The organism is Rhodoferax sp. (genome assembly GCF_044236835.1).
Lineage (GTDB): Bacteria > Pseudomonadota > Gammaproteobacteria > Burkholderiales > Burkholderiaceae_C > Allorhodoferax.
The window spans coordinates 40,599-56,681 of the sequence record NZ_JBIIGC010000015.1; the positions used below are offsets into that span (position 1 = coordinate 40,599).

The following is a 16,083-nucleotide window of genomic DNA, read 5'->3' on the forward strand; positions in this document are numbered from 1 at the left end:
TTGTGGGCCTACAGCACCTGCAAGGCCACGTAGTGCAGCGCGTTGTCCTGGGCCTCAGCCACCACGCCGCCTACCGAGACGGTGTAGTGGCCTGTTGCGCTGGCCTGGTCAGACCAGTCGCTCTGGACTGCCAGCGTGCCAAACCAGCCCAGCGGCGCGTCCTGCGGCGTACCGGGGCTGGTGCTGCTGCCATTGAAGGCAGCCCACAGGGATGTGAGGTCGGCAGTGGCCGGGCTGGCAAGCTGCACACCGGCGCTGCTCTGCTGCGCCAGTGCTGCTGCGGCGACCACGTTGATGGTGAGCGTCGTGGTAGCGCTCACGTTGCCGGCGCGGTCGGTTTGGGTCACAGTCAAATCTTCGGAGCCCAGTCCCATGCTGGTGATGTCTGCCTGGGTGAGCGCGTAGCTCCAGGAGGTGCCTGCGCCAGAGCTCACGGTGAGCGCCGTTGCAGTACCCAACCGCAGGCTGACCGTTGCCTCGTTCTCGCGGGTTCCGGTGATCAGGGCGCCGACTTCGGTGGTGGTGATGGTGTTGTCGGTGGAGACTGCATTGATGGACAGGTTTTGCAGTGCGACAGTGTCGACGTTCACATCCAAGGTCGCTGCAATTCCGGTGTTGCCGGCAAAGTCGGTCTGGGTTACCGAAATTTGGTCCGCTCCTTGGCCCATTGCGAGGTAGTCTTCTGGTGTGAGGGTGTAGCTCCAGGTGGTGCTTGCGGGACGGATCAAGGTGATGGACTTGGCGAATGTGCCATCGCCTTGCAGACCCAAATGCAGGGTAATGGAAGCGTTGGGTTCTTTGCTGCCCGTCAGGGTCACTGCGCCGCCGTTTGCAAAGTCGGCACGGGTGATGTTGGTGTCTCCGCCTAGCACACCGATCGTGGGAGCATCTGGAGCGATGAAGTCGTTGCTGAGCATGAAGCTTGAAGTGGGACCGAGATTGCCTGCGGCATCCTCCTGGTTGAATGAGATCTCTACGTCACCTGTCCCAAAAAAAAGCTTAATGGTTGCGCTACTTAAAAAACAGGTCCACGTGGTGCCGACCACCGTTGCTTCCACGTCCATGATGTGTAAACTCAAAGTAATAGACAAATGAACCTTGGCGTTGGGTTCGCAAGTGCCAGTCAGGGTGACTCCGTTTGCTGCCTCCTGCGCATTGATGATGTTGTCGCCCGTGATGTTGCCCACGATGGTTGGGGGCCCTGCTGGGGCCACGGTGTCGATGGTCAATTGCAAGGTGGAGTCTGGGCTCAAGCCCTTGGTTGCGTCGAACGACCTTGCAACTACCTCCATCACACCTTCACCGAGCACGGTGTAGTCGCTGCTGGTCATCACATAGCTCCACTCGGTACTCTGCGAGCTTGCCAGGGTGACTTCTATTGCCTTGGAGGAATCATCAGCCCTGCGCACGATAAGCAAGACAGTTGCACCGCTCTCTTTTGTACCCTTGATGGTGACGCCGGTCGGGGCATCGCGCTCGGTGGCGTTAATGATGTTGTTACCAGCCACCGTATCAATGGTGGGCGCTGCAATGGTGCTAAGGTCAACGTCCACATCCAAGGTCGTTGCAATTCCGGTGTTGCCGCCGAGGTCGGTCTGGGTTACCGAAATTTGGTCCGCTCCTTGGCCCATTGCGAGGTAGTCTTCTGGATTGAGGGTGTAGCTCCAGGTGGTGCTTGTGGTGTGCGGTGAGGTGATGGTTCTGGCGAATGTGCCATCGCTTCGCAGACCCCAATGCAGGGTAACGGAAGCGTTGGCTTCTTTGCTGCCCGTCAGGGTCACTGTGCCGCCGTTTGCAAGGTCGGCGCTGGTGAAGTTGGTGTCTCCGTTGAGCACACCGATGGTGGGAGCGATTGGTGGTGTTTTGTCTATGGTGATTGAGCGACCAGCGCTTTCGGATTGGTTTCCTGCCTCGTCTTGCTGAATCACCTGGAACGAGTAACGTCCATCTGTCAGACTGGCCAGTTGCTCCAGGGTCAACACCAGCTGCCACCTTCCGTTGGTGGTTTGCGCTACGAGCGCTTGACCGTTTAAGTCTCCACCATCGATGTGCACGGTAACTTGGGCGTTGGGTTCGCAGGTGCCCTTTAGCGTGACGCCTGCAGAGGCCATACTGGCATTGATGATCTGACTTCCGCCGCCAACTGCTTCAAATCCCGGCATATCAGGCGCCAACGTATCAACATGGACCCGGAACGTTAGCTCGCTGGAGTTGCCTGCGTCATCGGTCTGCACCAACTTCAATGTCTCCTCGCCTTGTTGCATGTGCTCAACCTCCAACTCGCTGAAGGTAAAGCGGAACGTTCCGTTGGTGACGTCAATCGCGCGCCCAACAGTGTCGCCATCAAGGTACAGCCTGACCGAGGCGCCGATGTCGCACGTGCCATTGAAGGCCGTCAAGTCGACATCACCGAGACCGATGAAGGCGGGGGGGCGTAGGAGAGCGATGCTGCCGATCTCGGTATCGACGTTCACTTGCACCGCATCGGAATCTACACTGGGGTTGCCAGCGACGTCTGTCTGGGTGGCCGTGAAGGAGACCGAACCGCTGGCCATCTGAGGGATTTGATCAGGGGCAACCCGCACACTCCAATTGCCGTCATTGCCCACGGTGGCGGTGCCCACCTCGGTGGAGATGGTGTTGCCCAACTCCGTATGGCTAAAGTGCACCGTCACGGTGGCACCGACTTCGCCGGTGCCGCTCAAGGTGACACCGGCATCGCGCTCAGCGGCATTGATGGAGGCGCCAGCGGAGACCGCGGTGACCGTGGGCGCAAGCGGAGCATTGGTATCGACGCTGATATCCAGCGCAGCCAAAGCGACACTGGTATTGCCCGCAGCATCGGTCTGGGTGACCGAGAAGGCATCGAGGCCTTCGCCCATGGCAGAGTAGTCATCCTCAGTGAGGGTGTAGCTCCAGGATTCGGCAGCGGAAGCTGCGATCTCAATGGTTCTGGCGAAGGAGCCATCGGGGCGCTGGCCCAGGCGCAAGGTCACGGAGGCGCCAGCTTCCTTGGTGCCACTGATGAGCACCCCGGCTTGGGAGTTGCGCTCTGCTGCATTGATGGTGGTCTGGTCGGAGGCACTGTCAGTAGAGATCGAAGCGATCGCTGGGGCATCGGGCACCACGGTGTCGATGTTGAGGTTCAAGGAGGCAGAAGCGGTTCCGGTGTTGCCTGCTGCGTCGGTCTGGGTGACGGTGATGGTCTCGTGGCCTTGCTCCATGGCGTCGATGTCGCCTGCGCGCAGGACGTAGGTCCACGTGTTGTTAGCGGTGTCAATCTCTGTCAGGTGCTCGGTGCCTGGCGCGCTGTCAAAGACCAATCGAACCTCTGTGGCGCCTGGTTCACAGGTACCACGGATCACCACACCGGAGCTGGCGTCGCGCCGCTGCACATTGATGGTGACCGCGCCGGAGACGGCATCCGTGGAGAAGCTATCGGCGGTGACGCTGGTGAGGGCGGGTGCATCGGGCGCCAGCAGGTCGACGGTCAACTCCAAGGAGTCGGAATGTGCGCTGGTATTGCCAGCCGCATCACGCGCTGTAGCCACCAGACTGACCGTGCTTTGGTCCAGGGCTTCCAAGTCGACTGCCGTTAAGGTGTAGCTCCACACCCCATTGGTGACAGCGACCTCGCGCGCCAGAATGCCGATCTGCAGCAGAACTGTGGTGGCCGCGCCCTCGACTGCGCCCGTCAAGGGGATTGCTGCGGTCTCGATGTTGACCACATAAGGCTGGGCAGGCTCGCCGCTGGGTGCCGCGAAGTCAAAGCTGGGCGCACCCGGAGCGGTGCTGTCCACCATGGCTTGGAGCTCGGCCAGGGTGTCTGCACCGCTGCCATCGTCTGGGCTGGCCTCTAAGGTGTGCAGCAGATCGGCCAAGCGCGCTGGGTTGAGGGCGGTGATGCCCAAAGACTCCAGCTCTGCCTGGGTGAGGGTCTGCGCTTGCCCTGCTGCGTGCAGCATGACCTTGGTTGCAATGTCTGCCAGGGACTGCACCTCGCCCACGGAGTTGATGGCACTGCGGCCCTGGAGTTCGATGGCATCGCCCAGCAAGCTGGCTTGGGCCGGCTGCACCCCGGTGATGCCAATGGCGGTGTACTCCTGAGCGCTGGGGCGTGCTGCACTGCCTGCGCTGCCATCGGCCAGCGCGTAGATAGCGATCCAGGCGCTGGCAGCGGCTTGTGCATCGGTGCTCGAAAGACCCAAAGACTGTGCAAACGCGCCGATGCGCCCACGCACGCTATCCACGTTGGCCAGGCCAGCAATCAGATCAAACGCCAGTGCCGAATGGCCGCTGCTGTCTGTCAGGCGCAAGGACAGGTCTTGCAGCATCTGCTCCGTATTGAAGCCGTGCCCGACTTCTATGCCCGAGAGGGCTGCCAGCACCAACCCCAAGTCGTTGACGGCGGGGTTGGCGCTGCCGTCGGAGCCTACGGCGGCAACGGCGGCACTGCTGACGATGTTGGTGCCGGATAAGCCCAGCGCAGTCGCCACCAGGCTGTTGGCCTGGGCGATGGCGCTAGCCGAAACGCCGGCTAGGCTCACCGCAGAGCTGGCGTTGTCGCCACCGGCCAAGCCGAGCTGGCGCACTACCAGCTCGGTCAGCGGGTTGATGTGGACCGTGTAGCTGCCCGGCGCCGTGATGACGGTGGCAGCACGCAGATCAGCTGCCAAGTCCTTGGCGGTGCCGCTGGCCTCGTCGCGGTAGTCGGCGTCGCTGCTGGAGTCGACCAGGCGCAGCAAGAGCACGCCGGTGTAGTTTTCGGTGACGCTGAGCGCGTAACTGCCGTCCGGGTTGACGCTGGCCTGCTGCAGCAAGGTCCCATCGGCCCGGTAGACAAATACCGTGAGACTGTGGCCTTCAATCACAGGCCCCAAGACGGCAGTGCCGGACACGGTAAAGCCTGTCGGGGATGGCGAGGCGGTGTTGCTGTTGGCGTAGTAGTTGGCGACTCCACCGGCGGCCAGCACGGTCAGCGGCAGCCATAGGGGGCTGGAGTCTGACGCGCTGCGTTGGGCTGCAGTGCCTTCGCTGCCCTGCGTGCTGGGGAGTGCGCTGGAGTAGGTGCTGCCCAGGGTGGATGCAGCATCGCCTTCGCCGGCGGCGAACGCAGCGTCTGCGGTTTGCACGCTGGTGTTGCTGGGGGCTGTGTGGGTTGGGGTGGAGTCGGCGCTGTCGGAGCTGTCTGATGTGACCTCGGCGGCGTGGGTGGGGGCGGTGTCGTCTTCGTCTTGGGTCTTGCGGCGGCGCTTGGCTGCGCTCACTTTGGTGGGCGTGGGCTGGCTCTCGGGGGGGAGCGCCACGCCGTGGTTGACGGCGATGGTATGGAGCAGGTCTGCAGCGTTCTTCATGGTGGTGCCCTTGGACTTCGTGTGGAGTGGGTCGTGCCGGACGCCACGGGCGCTCCGCGCGCAGGGGGCGGATGGCGAAGCTGGCGTTCGACGCCGTCGGACTCTAGGGACTTGAGAACGCCGGGCGGGCGCTACTGTTCGAGTACGGACACTACCCCGCGCGCTACAAGTGCTTATTGGGGTTGGTGTGCCTGCACCGGGCGACCTTGCAGAGCGATGGAGCGCAAGAGTGGCCGGGTCGCTGCAACGCGCAGCGAGGGGCTACCTGACCGACCTAGTGCGCGGTCTGCGCCAATTGAACTGCCAAGCGGTTGTGCCGCTCCAGCAGGGGCGCGAGTTCAAGGGTTGTGAGTTGGCCTTGCTGCACCACCAAGCGCCCGTTGACGATGGTGTAAGCCGCTTGCGGGCTGGCGCACAGCAGCAAGGCGCCTACCGGGTCGTGCACTGCGCCGCCGGCAAAGCCCAAGGTGCGCAAGTCAAAGAGCGCAAGATCAGCGCACATACCCTGTGACAGAGCGCCGATGTCGGCGCGGCCCAGCACCTTTGCGCCGCCGAGCGTGGCGATGCGCAGTGCGTCGCGCGCGGTCATTTCAGCGGGGCCCAAGTCGCAGCCAAAGAACGTGCGGCCATCGCGCATCTCGGGCGGTTGCATGGCGCGGCCTACACGTGCCAGCAGCAAAGCCGTGCGGGCCTCGTTGACCATGTGGGCCGCGTCGTTGCTGGCGCTGCCATCCACGCCCAACCCAACGGGAACGCCAGCATCGAGCATGCGCCGAATTGGGGCAATACCGCTGGCCAGGCGCATGTTGCTGCAGGGGCAATGGGCCACGCCGGTGCGGCTAGCAGCAAACAGGCTGATGCCGTCTGCGTCGAGCTTGACGCAGTGCGCGTGCCACACGTCGCTACCCAACCAGCCCAGGTCTTGGGCGTATTGCGCAGGGGTGCAGTTGAACTTCGCCTGCGAGTAGGCCAGGTCGTGGTCGTTTTCCGCCAGGTGGGTGTGCAAGCGCACGCCGTAAGCGCGCGCCAAGGCGGCGGACTCGCGCATCAGGTCGCGGCTGACGCTAAAGGGCGAGCAGGGCGCAACCGCAATTTGGGTCATCGCGCCCCAGCTTGCATCGTGGTGGGTTTCGATCAAGCGCTGGGTGTCTTGGAGGATGAAGTCCTCGCGTTCCACCACTTGGTCGGGCGGCAGACCGCCCTGGCTTTGCCCAACGCTCATGCTGCCGCGCGTGGCCACGAAGCGCATGCCGATGTCTTGGGCTGCCGCGATGCTGTCTTCCAGGCGCACGCCGTTGGGGTAGATGTAAAGGTGGTCGCTGCTGGTGGTGCAGCCCGAGAGCAGCAGCTCGGCCATGGCCACCTGGGTGGACACGGCCACCATCTCGGGCGTAAGCCCGGCCCAGATCGGGTAGAGGCCGCGCAGCCAGCCAAAGAGCTCGGCGTTTTGCACCTCTGGAATCGCCCGCGTCAGGCTTTGGTACATGTGGTGGTGGGTGTTGACCAAGCCGGGTGTGACCAGGTGGTCGCGGGCGTCGATGACAGTGTCCGCCTGCAAGGCCTGTGGCGGTAGGTCGGCGGTGGCGCCTAGCCATTCGATGCGGTTGTCGCACACGAACACCGAGGCGTTGCGCAGCTCGCGCTGGGTCGCGTCTTGGGTAGCTACGGTGTGGGCGTTGTGGATAAGAAGGGTCGGCATGGCTTTTGGCTGGGATAAAGACAAAAAGACCGAGGCCGAATCCCGATGGAGGCCGCCCGCGCTGCTTCCACAGGCGAGCGCCTCGTTGCCGTGCATACCGGGCTGTGCGGCACAATCATAGCGTCCGCCGACCGCTCCAATCACACCATGAACCAGACCGACAGCGCGCCCGATCCCCACACCCAGCCGCGCGATTTTTTGCGGTACTTGTTTGATGTTGCAGTGCGCCGCGCGCTGCCCTTGCACAACACCGCTGCTTTTTTGCCCATGCGGCCTGCGGCTGGTGGGCGCACCCTGGTGCTGGGCGCCGGCAAGGCGGCCGGTGCCATGGCCCACGCGGTCGAGGCCTTGTGGCCCGCCGATGCGGCCTTGGATGGCTTGGTGGTCACCCGCTACGGCCACACGCCGGAGCGCCCCAACGGCGTAGCGCCCCGCATCAGGGTGGTGGAGGCGGCGCATCCGGTGCCTGACGCCGCCGGGCTGCAGGCGGCCGAGCGCATGCTTGCGCTTACCGAGGGCCTGAGCGACCAGGACTTGGTGCTGTGCCTCATTTCGGGCGGTGGCTCATCCTTGCTGACGCTGCCCGCGCTCGGACTGGAATTGCAGGACAAGCAGCGCATCAACCAAGCCCTGCTGGCAAGCGGTGCCCACATCGGCGAGATGAACTGCGTGCGCAAACACCTCTCGCGCATCAAAGGTGGGCGCTTGGCCGCAGCGTGTGCGCCGGCACGGGCGGTGACCTTGCTGATCAGCGACGTGCCCGGCGACGATCCCTCGGTGATCGCCAGCGGCCCCACGGTGCCCGATCCCACCACCTGCGCCCAGGCGCAAGACATCTTGCGGCGCTATGGCATTGCGGTACCGCCTGCCATCGCAGCGCAACTGGCCAGCGGCGCGCTGGAAACGCCCAAGCCAGGCGACGCGGTGTTCGAGCGCAACGAGGTGCACCTGATTGCTACCCCGCAGCAGGCGCTGCAAGCTGCAGCAGATGCGGCCCGCGCAACCGGCTTGGCGGCCTATGTGCTCAGCGACGCCATCGAAGGCGAGTCGCGCGAGGTAGCCAAAGTGCACGCGGCCCTGGCCCGCGCGGTGGCCCAAACAGGTCAGCCATTCGCCACGCCTTGTGTGATATTGAGCGGGGGCGAAACCACGGTGACGGTTCGCCCCTTGCCCGCCGGCGCTGCCAAGGGGCGTGGCGGGCGCGCCGGGGAGTTCTGCATGGGTTTGGCGCTGGCTTTGCAAGGGCAAAATGGCGTCTGGGCGTTGGCGGCGGACACCGACGGCATTGACGGGGTCCAAGACAACGCAGGTGCGTACGTGGCGCCCGACACGCTGGCCCGCGCGCAGGCGCTGGGCGCCAAACTGGTCGACCATCTGGATCGCAACGATGCCTACGGCTACTTCGAGGCCCTTGGCGATTTGCTGGTGACTGGCCCCACGCACACCAACGTCAACGACTTCCGCGCCATCTTGGTGCTGTAACCCCGCTCGCTGGTGCCGAATCCGCAAGCGCCGGCGGCCGATGTTTGATCTGTCTCAAAGCCCAAGCTGGGTCAAGGCGGCACAGTGCGGGCTATGCTTGCCAGCGGCACCCCCAATTTTCTGTCTGCCTACCCGGTGCACACCGTTGCCGAAGGTGCGGTGCTGCTGCGTCGTGGCGCACGGCCCACGCAAGCCGTCTTTCTGGAGTCCGGCCGGGTGGTCCTGGGTTTGGCGGTAGCCACCGCCCCGGGTGACGCTGGACCAAGCTCTGTCCTGGAGCACCAATTGGGCGTGGTGCAAGGCCCGTGCTGGCTGGAGGTCAATGCGGCCGTTTTGGGCTTACCCAGTGCGGTCGATGGCCTGGCCGAGTCGCAAGTGCAGCTGCGCTGGGTACCTATCGATGAGTTTCAGGCCCAGTTAACCCAGTCTGCGCAGTGGACGCGTTCGGTCCTGACCGACATGGCGCGCGCCTACCGCCGCCAGGCCGAGCTGGCGGTGAGCCGGCTGGCCAAGGACGCTGAGGCCAGGTTCGCCGAGTGGCTGCTCAGCCAAGCGCAGTCCAGCCACATGGGTGTGATGGCAGTGCGCTTGCAGCAGCGAAAGCGCCTGATCGCCGCCCAGTTGGGAATCGCTCCGGAAACCCTGTCGCGGGTGTTGCGGCACCTGCGCGAGCGCAGCCTCATCAGCGGCTCAGGAAGGGTGCTCAATTTGGTGGACCCCAAGGGCCTGCGCTCGCTGGCCGGGGTGTAGGCACCAAACGGTCCAGGCACTCTAGGGGAGCCAGGGCTCGGCCTGAGATGGAGCTGGGCGGGGCACTGCGTTGGTCCGGGTTGGGGTACTGGTTCGCCGGTGGCCGGGCTGCGCCTGCGCTTCAAGGCTGCGTGAGAAGCGCCAGCACCTCGTCGAGCGCGCGCAAGAGCGACTCCACCTGCGCCTCGGTGGTGGCGGGGCAGGCCAGCAACATGTTGTGGAACGGCGTGATCATGACGCCGCGGTTGAGCAGGGCCAGGTGGATGAGTTGTTCGAGCTCGGCGTCCATCAGGCTGGCGGCCTCGCTGCCGTTGCGTGGTGCGATCGGCCCGAACTGGAACTCGCAGCGCGCGCCGACCTGGGTCACGCACCACGGCAGCGCATGGCGCGCAATGCAGTCGCGCAGGCCCTTCGCCATGCGGTCGGCTATTCGCAGCATGTGCGCGTAAGCGGCCTCGGTGGCCACCGCGCCCAGCGTGGCGCGCATGGCGGCCATGGCCAGCATATTGGCAGTCAAGGTGGTGCCAATGCCAGAGTGGCCCGGCGGCGCGTCGCGCTTGGCTTGCATGGCGCGCTGGGCCAGCTCCGCGCTGAAGCCGTAGACGGCACAAGGCACGCCGCCACCCATGGGTTTGCCCAGCACCAGCGCATCGGGCTGCAGGCCGTGGGCCTGGGCGTAGCCACCACAGCCGCTGCTCAGGGTGTGCGTCTCGTCCAAGATCAGCAAGGCCCCGTGTTGGCGTATCAGGGCTTGCGCCTGCTGCCAAAACCCATCCTCTGGCAGCACCATGCCAATGTTGGTCATCACCGGTTCGGCCAGCACACAGGCGATATCGCCCTCCTGCAGCGCGGCTTGCAGTGCGGGCAGGTCATTGAACTCCACCACCACGGTGTGCGCTGTCAGGTCCACCACCTGGCCGAGCAGGCTGTCGCGCATCTGCGGCTTGCCGCGCACCAGATCGACAAACACATCGTCCACGGTGCCGTGGTAGCAGCCGTTGAAGACCAGCAGTTTTTTGCGCCCGGTGGCAGCGCGCACCCAGCGCAGCAGAAAGCGGTTGGCATCGCTGGCGGTCATGGCGCTTTGCCACACCGGCAAGCCAAAGCGGCGCGCCAGCTCCTCGCCCACCCAGGCTGCGTCTTCGGTGGCCAGCATGGTGGTGCAGCCGCGTTGCATCTGGGTGGCTACCGCCTGTGCCACGGCAGGTGCTGCGTGGCCGAACATGGCGCCGGTGTCGCCCAGGCAAAAGTCCACACGGATGTTGCCGTCCACGTCGGTGACGGTGGCGCCGCTGGCGTGCGCCACATGCAGCGCAAACGGTGTGGACCAGTCGTTCATCCAATGCAGCGGCACGCCAAAAAGCCAATGGGCGGCGGCGCGCTCGGCCAGTGCCTGGGAGCGCGGGTTGGCGGCGACATAGCGTGCGCGCTCGGACGCGGCCATCGCTTGCAGACGGCTGGCCGAAAGGCGCGCTGGTGTGGGGTTGCTGGGAGCGTCTGCTGCGGGTAAGCCTGGGTGCGGCGGCGCGCTGCCACTCGCTGGGCTGGTGTTGGGGGTGGGCGTGGCGCTTGGCATGGTGCTTTTCAGATTCGTTTACACCAGCAGCAGCAAGTGTTCGCGCTCCCAGGAGCTGATGACGCGGTTGTAGGTAGCGTACTCAAGCTCTTTGACAGCGCAGAAGGCTTTGACGAACTCGGGGAACAGAACCTTCTCCAGTGCCTCGCAAGCACGCATGCGCGAGAGCGCGTCTTCGAGGTGGTTGGGCAATTCAAAGTCAAGGTCCCAGGCGCTGCTGGTCATCGGACTGGACGGCGCGATCTGCTCGGTCATGCCCAGGTAGCCGCAGGCCAGGGTGGCGGCCATGGCCAGGTAAGGGTTGACGTCCACACCGGGCACTCGGTTTTCTACGCGTCGCGCGTCGGGGCCAGACTTGGGGATGCGGATGCCGCAGGTGCGGTTGTCGTGGCCCCATTGCACATTGATGGGCGCAGACATGAAGCGCGAGAGCCGCCGGTAGGAATTGACGTAGGGCGCCAGCATGGGCATGACCTGGGGCACGTACTTTTGCAGCCCACCGATGTAGTGGGTAAACAGCGGGCTGGCACTGCCGTCGGGCAGCGAAAACACGTTGTGGCCGGTGTCTTGGTCCAGCACGCTTTGGTGGATGTGCATAGCGCTGCCAGGTTCGCGCTCCATGGGTTTGGCCATGAAGGTGGCAAAAATGCCGTGGCGCAAGGCGGTTTCGCGCACCGTGCGCTTAAACAAAAACACCCGGTCGGCCAGGTCCATCGGGTCGCCATGCGAAAAGTTGATTTCCATTTGCCCAGCGCCCGCTTCGTGGATCAGCGTCTCCACGCCCAGGCGGTGCACTTCGCAAAACTGCGACAGCTCCATGAAGAAGGGGTCAAAGTCGTTGACCGCGTCAATCGAGTACGACTGCCGGCCCGCCTCGGGCTTGCCCGAGCGCCCCAGCGGCGGCTGCAGCGGTTCGTGCGGGTTTTGCTGGCGCGCGACCAGGTAGAACTCCATCTCGGGCGCCACCACTGGCTGCCATCCTTTGGCCTCGAACAGGCCGACCACGTGGCGCAGCACGCTGCGCGGCGACAAGGTCACAGGCGAGCCGTCGAACTCCTGGCAATCGTGGATCACCACCGCGACCGGCTCGGCCGCCCAGGGAACCACACGGGCGGTGCGGATGTCGGGGATGCAGACCATGTCGGGGTCGGTCTCGCCGACAAACGGGCCGTTGTCGGGCTGCTGGCCATTGACGGTGTTGAGCAGCACGCTTTTGGGAAGCCGCATTTCGCCCGCTGCCAGGAACAGGTCTTTGGGAAGAATCTTGCCCCGGGCGATGCCGGTCATGTCGGGAATGACGCATTCCACTTCGTGGATGCGGTGCTGGGCGATGAATTGGGTGATGGTGTCGTTCATGGGGTGGCTTGTTTGCTGAGCGCGTGCAGCACGTTCTCCGCGGTGGCGGGTGCGGTGAGTGTGACCGCCATGCCGTCGCCGCGCGCTTGGGCGATGGCATCGCGCAGCGCCTCGTACACGCTGATGGCCAGCATGAAGGGCGGCTCGCCCACCGCCTTGCTGCCAAACACATTGTCTTCCCGGTTGGGTTCGGGCCACAGGTCGACGCGAAAGTGGGCCGGGATGTCGCCCGCTGTGGGGATCTTGTAGGTGCTGGGCGCGTGCGTAGCCAAGTAGCCTTTGTCGTTCCACACCAGTTGCTCGGTAGTCAGCCAGCCCATGCCCTGCACAAAGCCGCCCTCGATCTGGCCGATGTCGATCGCGGGGTTGATGCTTCGGCCCACATCGTGCAGCACATCGACCTTGAGCACTTTGCTCTCGCCGGTGAGGGTGTCGATGGCCACTTCGGTGCAGGCCGCGCCGTAGGCAAAGTAATAAAACGGCCGGCCACTCAAGGTGGTCTTGTCGTAGTGAATCTTGGGCGTGCGGTAGAAGCCGTCGCTCCAGAGCTGGATGCGGTTGGCGTAGGCGAGTTTGACCACCTCGTCAAAGCTGCGCGTCGCCTTGGGCGACACCACCTGCCCACCCTCAAAGCGGATGGCTCCCGCGCCGCAGCCGTCGAGCCCGCACACAAAGGCCGCCAGGTTGTCGCGCACATGGCGCGCCGCAAATTGTGCTGCGCGGCCGTTGAGATCGGTGCCTGCAGACGCTGCAGTGGCCGATGCGTTGGCCACTTTGCTGGTGTCGCTCGCAGTGGCCAGCACCCGCCCAAAGGGAATGCCCAGCTCATCGGCCACGATTTGCGCCACCTTGGTGTGCAGGCCCTGGCCCATCTCGGTGCCGCCGTGGTTGACCTGCACACTGCCGTCGGTGTACACATGCACCAGCGCGCCAGCCTGGTTGAACAGGGTGGCGGTGAAGCTGATGCCGAACTTGACCGGGGTGATGGCCAAGCCGCGTTTGAGCACCGGGCTGGCGGCGTTCCATTGCGCAATGGCCTGCACGCGCTGGCGGTACTGTGAGCTTGCCTCCAGCTGGGTCAAGAGCGGTGCGAGGATGTTGTCCTCCACCTTCATCTGGTAGTGCGTGGTGTCGCGCTTGTGCGCTGTGCCGGCAATGGGCTCGTCGCTGTAAAGGTTGCGCAGGCGCACATCGAGCGGGTCCATGTGCAGGTGGCGGGCGATGTCGCCCATCACGGTTTCAATCAGGATGACGCCTTGCGGTCCGCCAAAGCCACGGAATGCGGTGTGGCTTTGGGTGTGGGTTTTGCAGCGGTAGGAGGCAATCTCCACATGCTCCAGGTAGTAGGCGTTGTCGCTGTGGAAGATGGCGCGGTCGGCCACCGGTCCGGACAGGTCGGCGCTGAAGCCGCAGTTCACCGCCATCGTCAGTTGCAACGCCGTCAGCCGTCCGGTGGCATCAAAACCGGCGGTGTAGTCGTAGGCAAAGGGGTGGCGTTTGCCGGTGACCATGAAGTCGTCGTCGCGGTCCAGCCGCAGCTTGACGGCCTGTTGGTGTTTGGCCGCTGCCACCGCCGCCCACACTGCCAGGTGCCCGGCCTGGGTTTCTTTGCCACCAAAGCCGCCACCCATGCGCCTGCACTCCACGCGCACCGCGTGGTTGTCGATGCCCAGCGCGTGCGCCACCCAGTGCTGCACCTCGCCCGGGTGCTGGGTGCTGCTGTGCACCAGCCACTGGTTTTGCTCTTGGGGTAGCACGTAGGCGATTTGGCCCTCCAGGTAGAAGTGCTCTTGGCCGCCGACTTCGAGCATGCCGTGCAAGGTGTGGGGCGCAGATTGCAGGGCCGCTGCAGCGTCGCCCCGGCGCACGAACACCGGCGGCAGCACATAGCTTTGGGCCGCCAACGCATCGGCCACCGTCAGGATGGCGGGCAAGGGCGCGATGTCGAGCTTGACTTTGCGCGCCGCGTGGCGTGCTTGCAGGGTGGTACGCGCCAGCACCAGGCCGACCACCTGGCCCACAAACTGCACGGTGCCATGGGCAAACACCGGCTCGTCGCCAGCAAACGCAGCCAGCATGGGGTCGCCCGGAATGTCGGCGGCCAAAATCACATCGACCACGCCGGGCATGGCCAGGGCCGCGCTGGCGTCCACACCGCGCAACGTGCCGTGGGCCACGTTGGACAAAATGGGCGCGGCATGCAGGGTGCCGCGCACTTCGGGCATGTCGTCGATGTAAGTGACCGCGCCTGCCACCTGCGCGCGGGCACTTTCGTGCGCTACCGAGGTGCCGCTGGAAACCGTGGGGCGCGCGGCTGGGATGGGTGCCCCGGTCGCCGCGCCGGGGGTGCTGGTCTTGCTCATGCGGCCACCCCCGTCGCAGCGAAGTTCTCTAGGTTCACGTTGGCGGTGCCTTGGCTTTCCAGCCACAGCCGTTGCAGTAAATTGCCCAGCACCTGCTTGCGGTAAAGCGCGCTGGCGCGCAGGTCGGAGATGGGTTGGAACTCGGCTTGCAGCACCTGTGCAGCTGTGTGGGCGGTGTCTTGGGTCCAGCGCTGGCCTTGCAGCGCCGCCTGGGTTTTGACGGCGCGCACTGGGGTGGCGGCTACACCACCTACGCCGATGGACGCAGCGGCGATATGGCCTTCGTCCAGTGTGAGGTGGATGGCCAGGCACACCGCAGAGATGTCGTCTTCGAAGCGCTTGGAGATTTTGTAGGCCCGACTGAACTCGTGTGGGACTGCCTTGGGCACTTTGATCCAAGCCAGCACGTCGTCGGGCGCCATCACGTTTTTGCGGTAACCGGTGTAGAGGTCTTCCAGGGGCATCTCGCGGTGGCCGCGCTCGGACATCAGCACCACGTTGGCGCCCAGTGCAATCAGCAGCGGCATGGAGTCACCAATGGGCGAGCCATTGGCCACGTTGCCGCCCAAGGTGCCGGAGTTGCGCACCGGCAGGCCGGCAAAGCGGTGGGCAAAGCTGGCCAGCTGTGGCCGGTCGGCCACCAAAGCGGCGAATGCGTCGGTCAAGCTGGCCGCCGCGCCGATGGCCAGATGGTGCGGGTAGTGCTCGATGCGGCGCAGTTCGGCCACCTGGGTGGTGTCTATCACCTGCGCAAACTGCATGTGCATTTTGGTGATCCACAAGCCCACGTCGGTGCAGCCAGCGACCAATTGGGCCCGCGGGTGCTGGGCGCGTGCGCGCAGCAGCTCCGCAAGGGTGCGCGGCGCGAGGTAGGCGCTGGAGGCTTTGTCTTTTCGTGCTGCTGCTTTGATCTTTGGGTCGGCCAGGGCGCGCAACTGCGCGCGCACCGTGCTTTCGTCGAGCGAATGCCGCGGCAGGTTTTGCATGGCGCTGGCCGCCTCGAGAATGGGGCGGTAGCCGGTGCAGCGGCACAGGTTGCCCGAGAGCGCCGCCTGCGCCTGTTCGCGCGCGATGGGCTGCCCTTGGGTGTCTTGGTACAGGGCAAACAGGCTCATCACAAAGCCCGGCGTGCAAAAGCCGCATTGCGAGCCGTGGCAGGCCACCATGGCTTCTTGCGCAGGGTGCAGCGTGCCATCGGGTTGGGCGATGTCCTCGACGGTCCACAAGGCCATGCCGTCGATGGAATGGGCCAAGCGGATGCAGCTATTGACTGCGCCCAAGCGCAGTGTGCCGTCCCGCTCTTCGCCCAGCACCACGGTGCAGGCGCCGCAGTCGCCTTCGCCACAGCCTTCCTTGGTGCCGGTGCAATGCAGGTCTTCGCGCAGCAGGTCCAGCAGGGTGCGGGTGGGCGGTATGTTGTGCAGTGTGACGGTCTGGCCGCGCCGGACGAATCGCAAGGGGTGGGTGTGCAAGGTGTCGGTCATGTGCCAAGGGTACAACGGG

General features: G+C 64.8%; 8 protein-coding genes. 2 read left to right on the forward strand and 6 right to left on the reverse strand.

The annotated features are described in order from the left end of the window. Window positions 1–8: 8 nt before the first annotated feature. Together ACILRC_RS11400 and ACILRC_RS11405 are read right to left on the reverse strand one after the other, a co-directional pair. Entirely contained in the window at window positions 9–5,354 is a 5,346-nt protein-coding gene (locus ACILRC_RS11400; protein ID WP_395669494.1) for an Ig-like domain-containing protein, read from the reverse strand. Window positions 5,355–5,628: 274 nt separating this feature from the next. Then, on the reverse strand, window positions 5,629–7,053 hold the full coding sequence (locus ACILRC_RS11405; protein WP_395669495.1) for an 8-oxoguanine deaminase: 1,425 nt from the start codon (window positions 7,051–7,053) through the stop codon (window positions 5,629–5,631). A 147-nt stretch (window positions 7,054–7,200) separates the two neighbouring features. Between ACILRC_RS11405 and ACILRC_RS11410 the strand changes: the two genes are divergently transcribed. Together ACILRC_RS11410 and ACILRC_RS11415 are read left to right on the forward strand one after the other, a co-directional pair. Next, window positions 7,201–8,535, forward strand: a complete 1,335-nt coding sequence (locus tag ACILRC_RS11410; RefSeq protein WP_395669496.1) for a glycerate kinase — start codon at window positions 7,201–7,203, stop codon at window positions 8,533–8,535. A 93-nt stretch (window positions 8,536–8,628) separates the two neighbouring features. After that, on the forward strand, window positions 8,629–9,285 hold the full coding sequence (locus tag ACILRC_RS11415; protein ID WP_395669497.1) for a Crp/Fnr family transcriptional regulator: 657 nt from the start codon (window positions 8,629–8,631) through the stop codon (window positions 9,283–9,285). A 121-nt stretch (window positions 9,286–9,406) separates the two neighbouring features. Here the strand turns inward: ACILRC_RS11415 and ACILRC_RS11420 are convergent, their stop codons facing one another. The 4 genes from ACILRC_RS11420 to xdhA are packed head-to-tail and all read right to left on the reverse strand — an operon-like array spanning window position 9,407 to window position 16,064. Beyond that, window positions 9,407–10,861: an aspartate aminotransferase family protein gene (locus ACILRC_RS11420; protein ID WP_395669498.1), complete on the reverse strand. Its 1,455-nt coding sequence runs from the start codon at window positions 10,859–10,861 to the stop codon at window positions 9,407–9,409. Between the two features lie 18 nt (window positions 10,862–10,879). Beyond that, window positions 10,880–12,217 (reverse strand): glutamine synthetase family protein, encoded by a 1,338-nt coding sequence (locus ACILRC_RS11425; protein WP_395669499.1) that lies wholly within the window; start codon window positions 12,215–12,217, stop codon window positions 10,880–10,882. Continuing rightward, the gene (xdhB, locus tag ACILRC_RS11430; protein WP_395669500.1) at window positions 12,214–14,580 is read right to left on the reverse strand and encodes a xanthine dehydrogenase molybdopterin binding subunit; all 2,367 of its coding nucleotides are present in this window, start codon (window positions 14,578–14,580) and stop codon (window positions 12,214–12,216) included. The genes ACILRC_RS11425 and xdhB overlap by 4 nt, the downstream gene beginning before the upstream one ends. Further along, window positions 14,577–16,064 (reverse strand): xanthine dehydrogenase small subunit, encoded by a 1,488-nt coding sequence (gene xdhA, locus ACILRC_RS11435; protein WP_395669532.1) that lies wholly within the window; start codon window positions 16,062–16,064, stop codon window positions 14,577–14,579. The genes xdhB and xdhA overlap by 4 nt, the downstream gene beginning before the upstream one ends. Window positions 16,065–16,083 lie beyond the last annotated feature (19 nt).

Excerpts from the sequence above, each read along its gene's own strand:
- xdhA (WP_395669532.1), bottom strand. The coding sequence starts at position 16,064 with ATGACCGACACCTTGCACACCCACCCCTTGCGATTCGTCCGGCGCGGC.
- ACILRC_RS11400 (WP_395669494.1), bottom strand. The coding sequence starts at position 5,354 with ATGAAGAACGCTGCAGACCTGCTCCATACCATCGCCGTCAACCACGGC.
- xdhB (WP_395669500.1), bottom strand. The coding sequence starts at position 14,580 with ATGAGCAAGACCAGCACCCCCGGCGCGGCGACCGGGGCACCCATCCCA.
- ACILRC_RS11425 (WP_395669499.1), bottom strand. The coding sequence starts at position 12,217 with ATGAACGACACCATCACCCAATTCATCGCCCAGCACCGCATCCACGAA.
- ACILRC_RS11420 (WP_395669498.1), bottom strand. The coding sequence starts at position 10,861 with ATGCCAAGCGCCACGCCCACCCCCAACACCAGCCCAGCGAGTGGCAGC.
- ACILRC_RS11415 (WP_395669497.1), top strand. The coding sequence starts at position 8,629 with ATGCTTGCCAGCGGCACCCCCAATTTTCTGTCTGCCTACCCGGTGCAC.
- ACILRC_RS11405 (WP_395669495.1), bottom strand. The coding sequence starts at position 7,053 with ATGCCGACCCTTCTTATCCACAACGCCCACACCGTAGCTACCCAAGAC.
- ACILRC_RS11410 (WP_395669496.1), top strand. The coding sequence starts at position 7,201 with ATGAACCAGACCGACAGCGCGCCCGATCCCCACACCCAGCCGCGCGAT.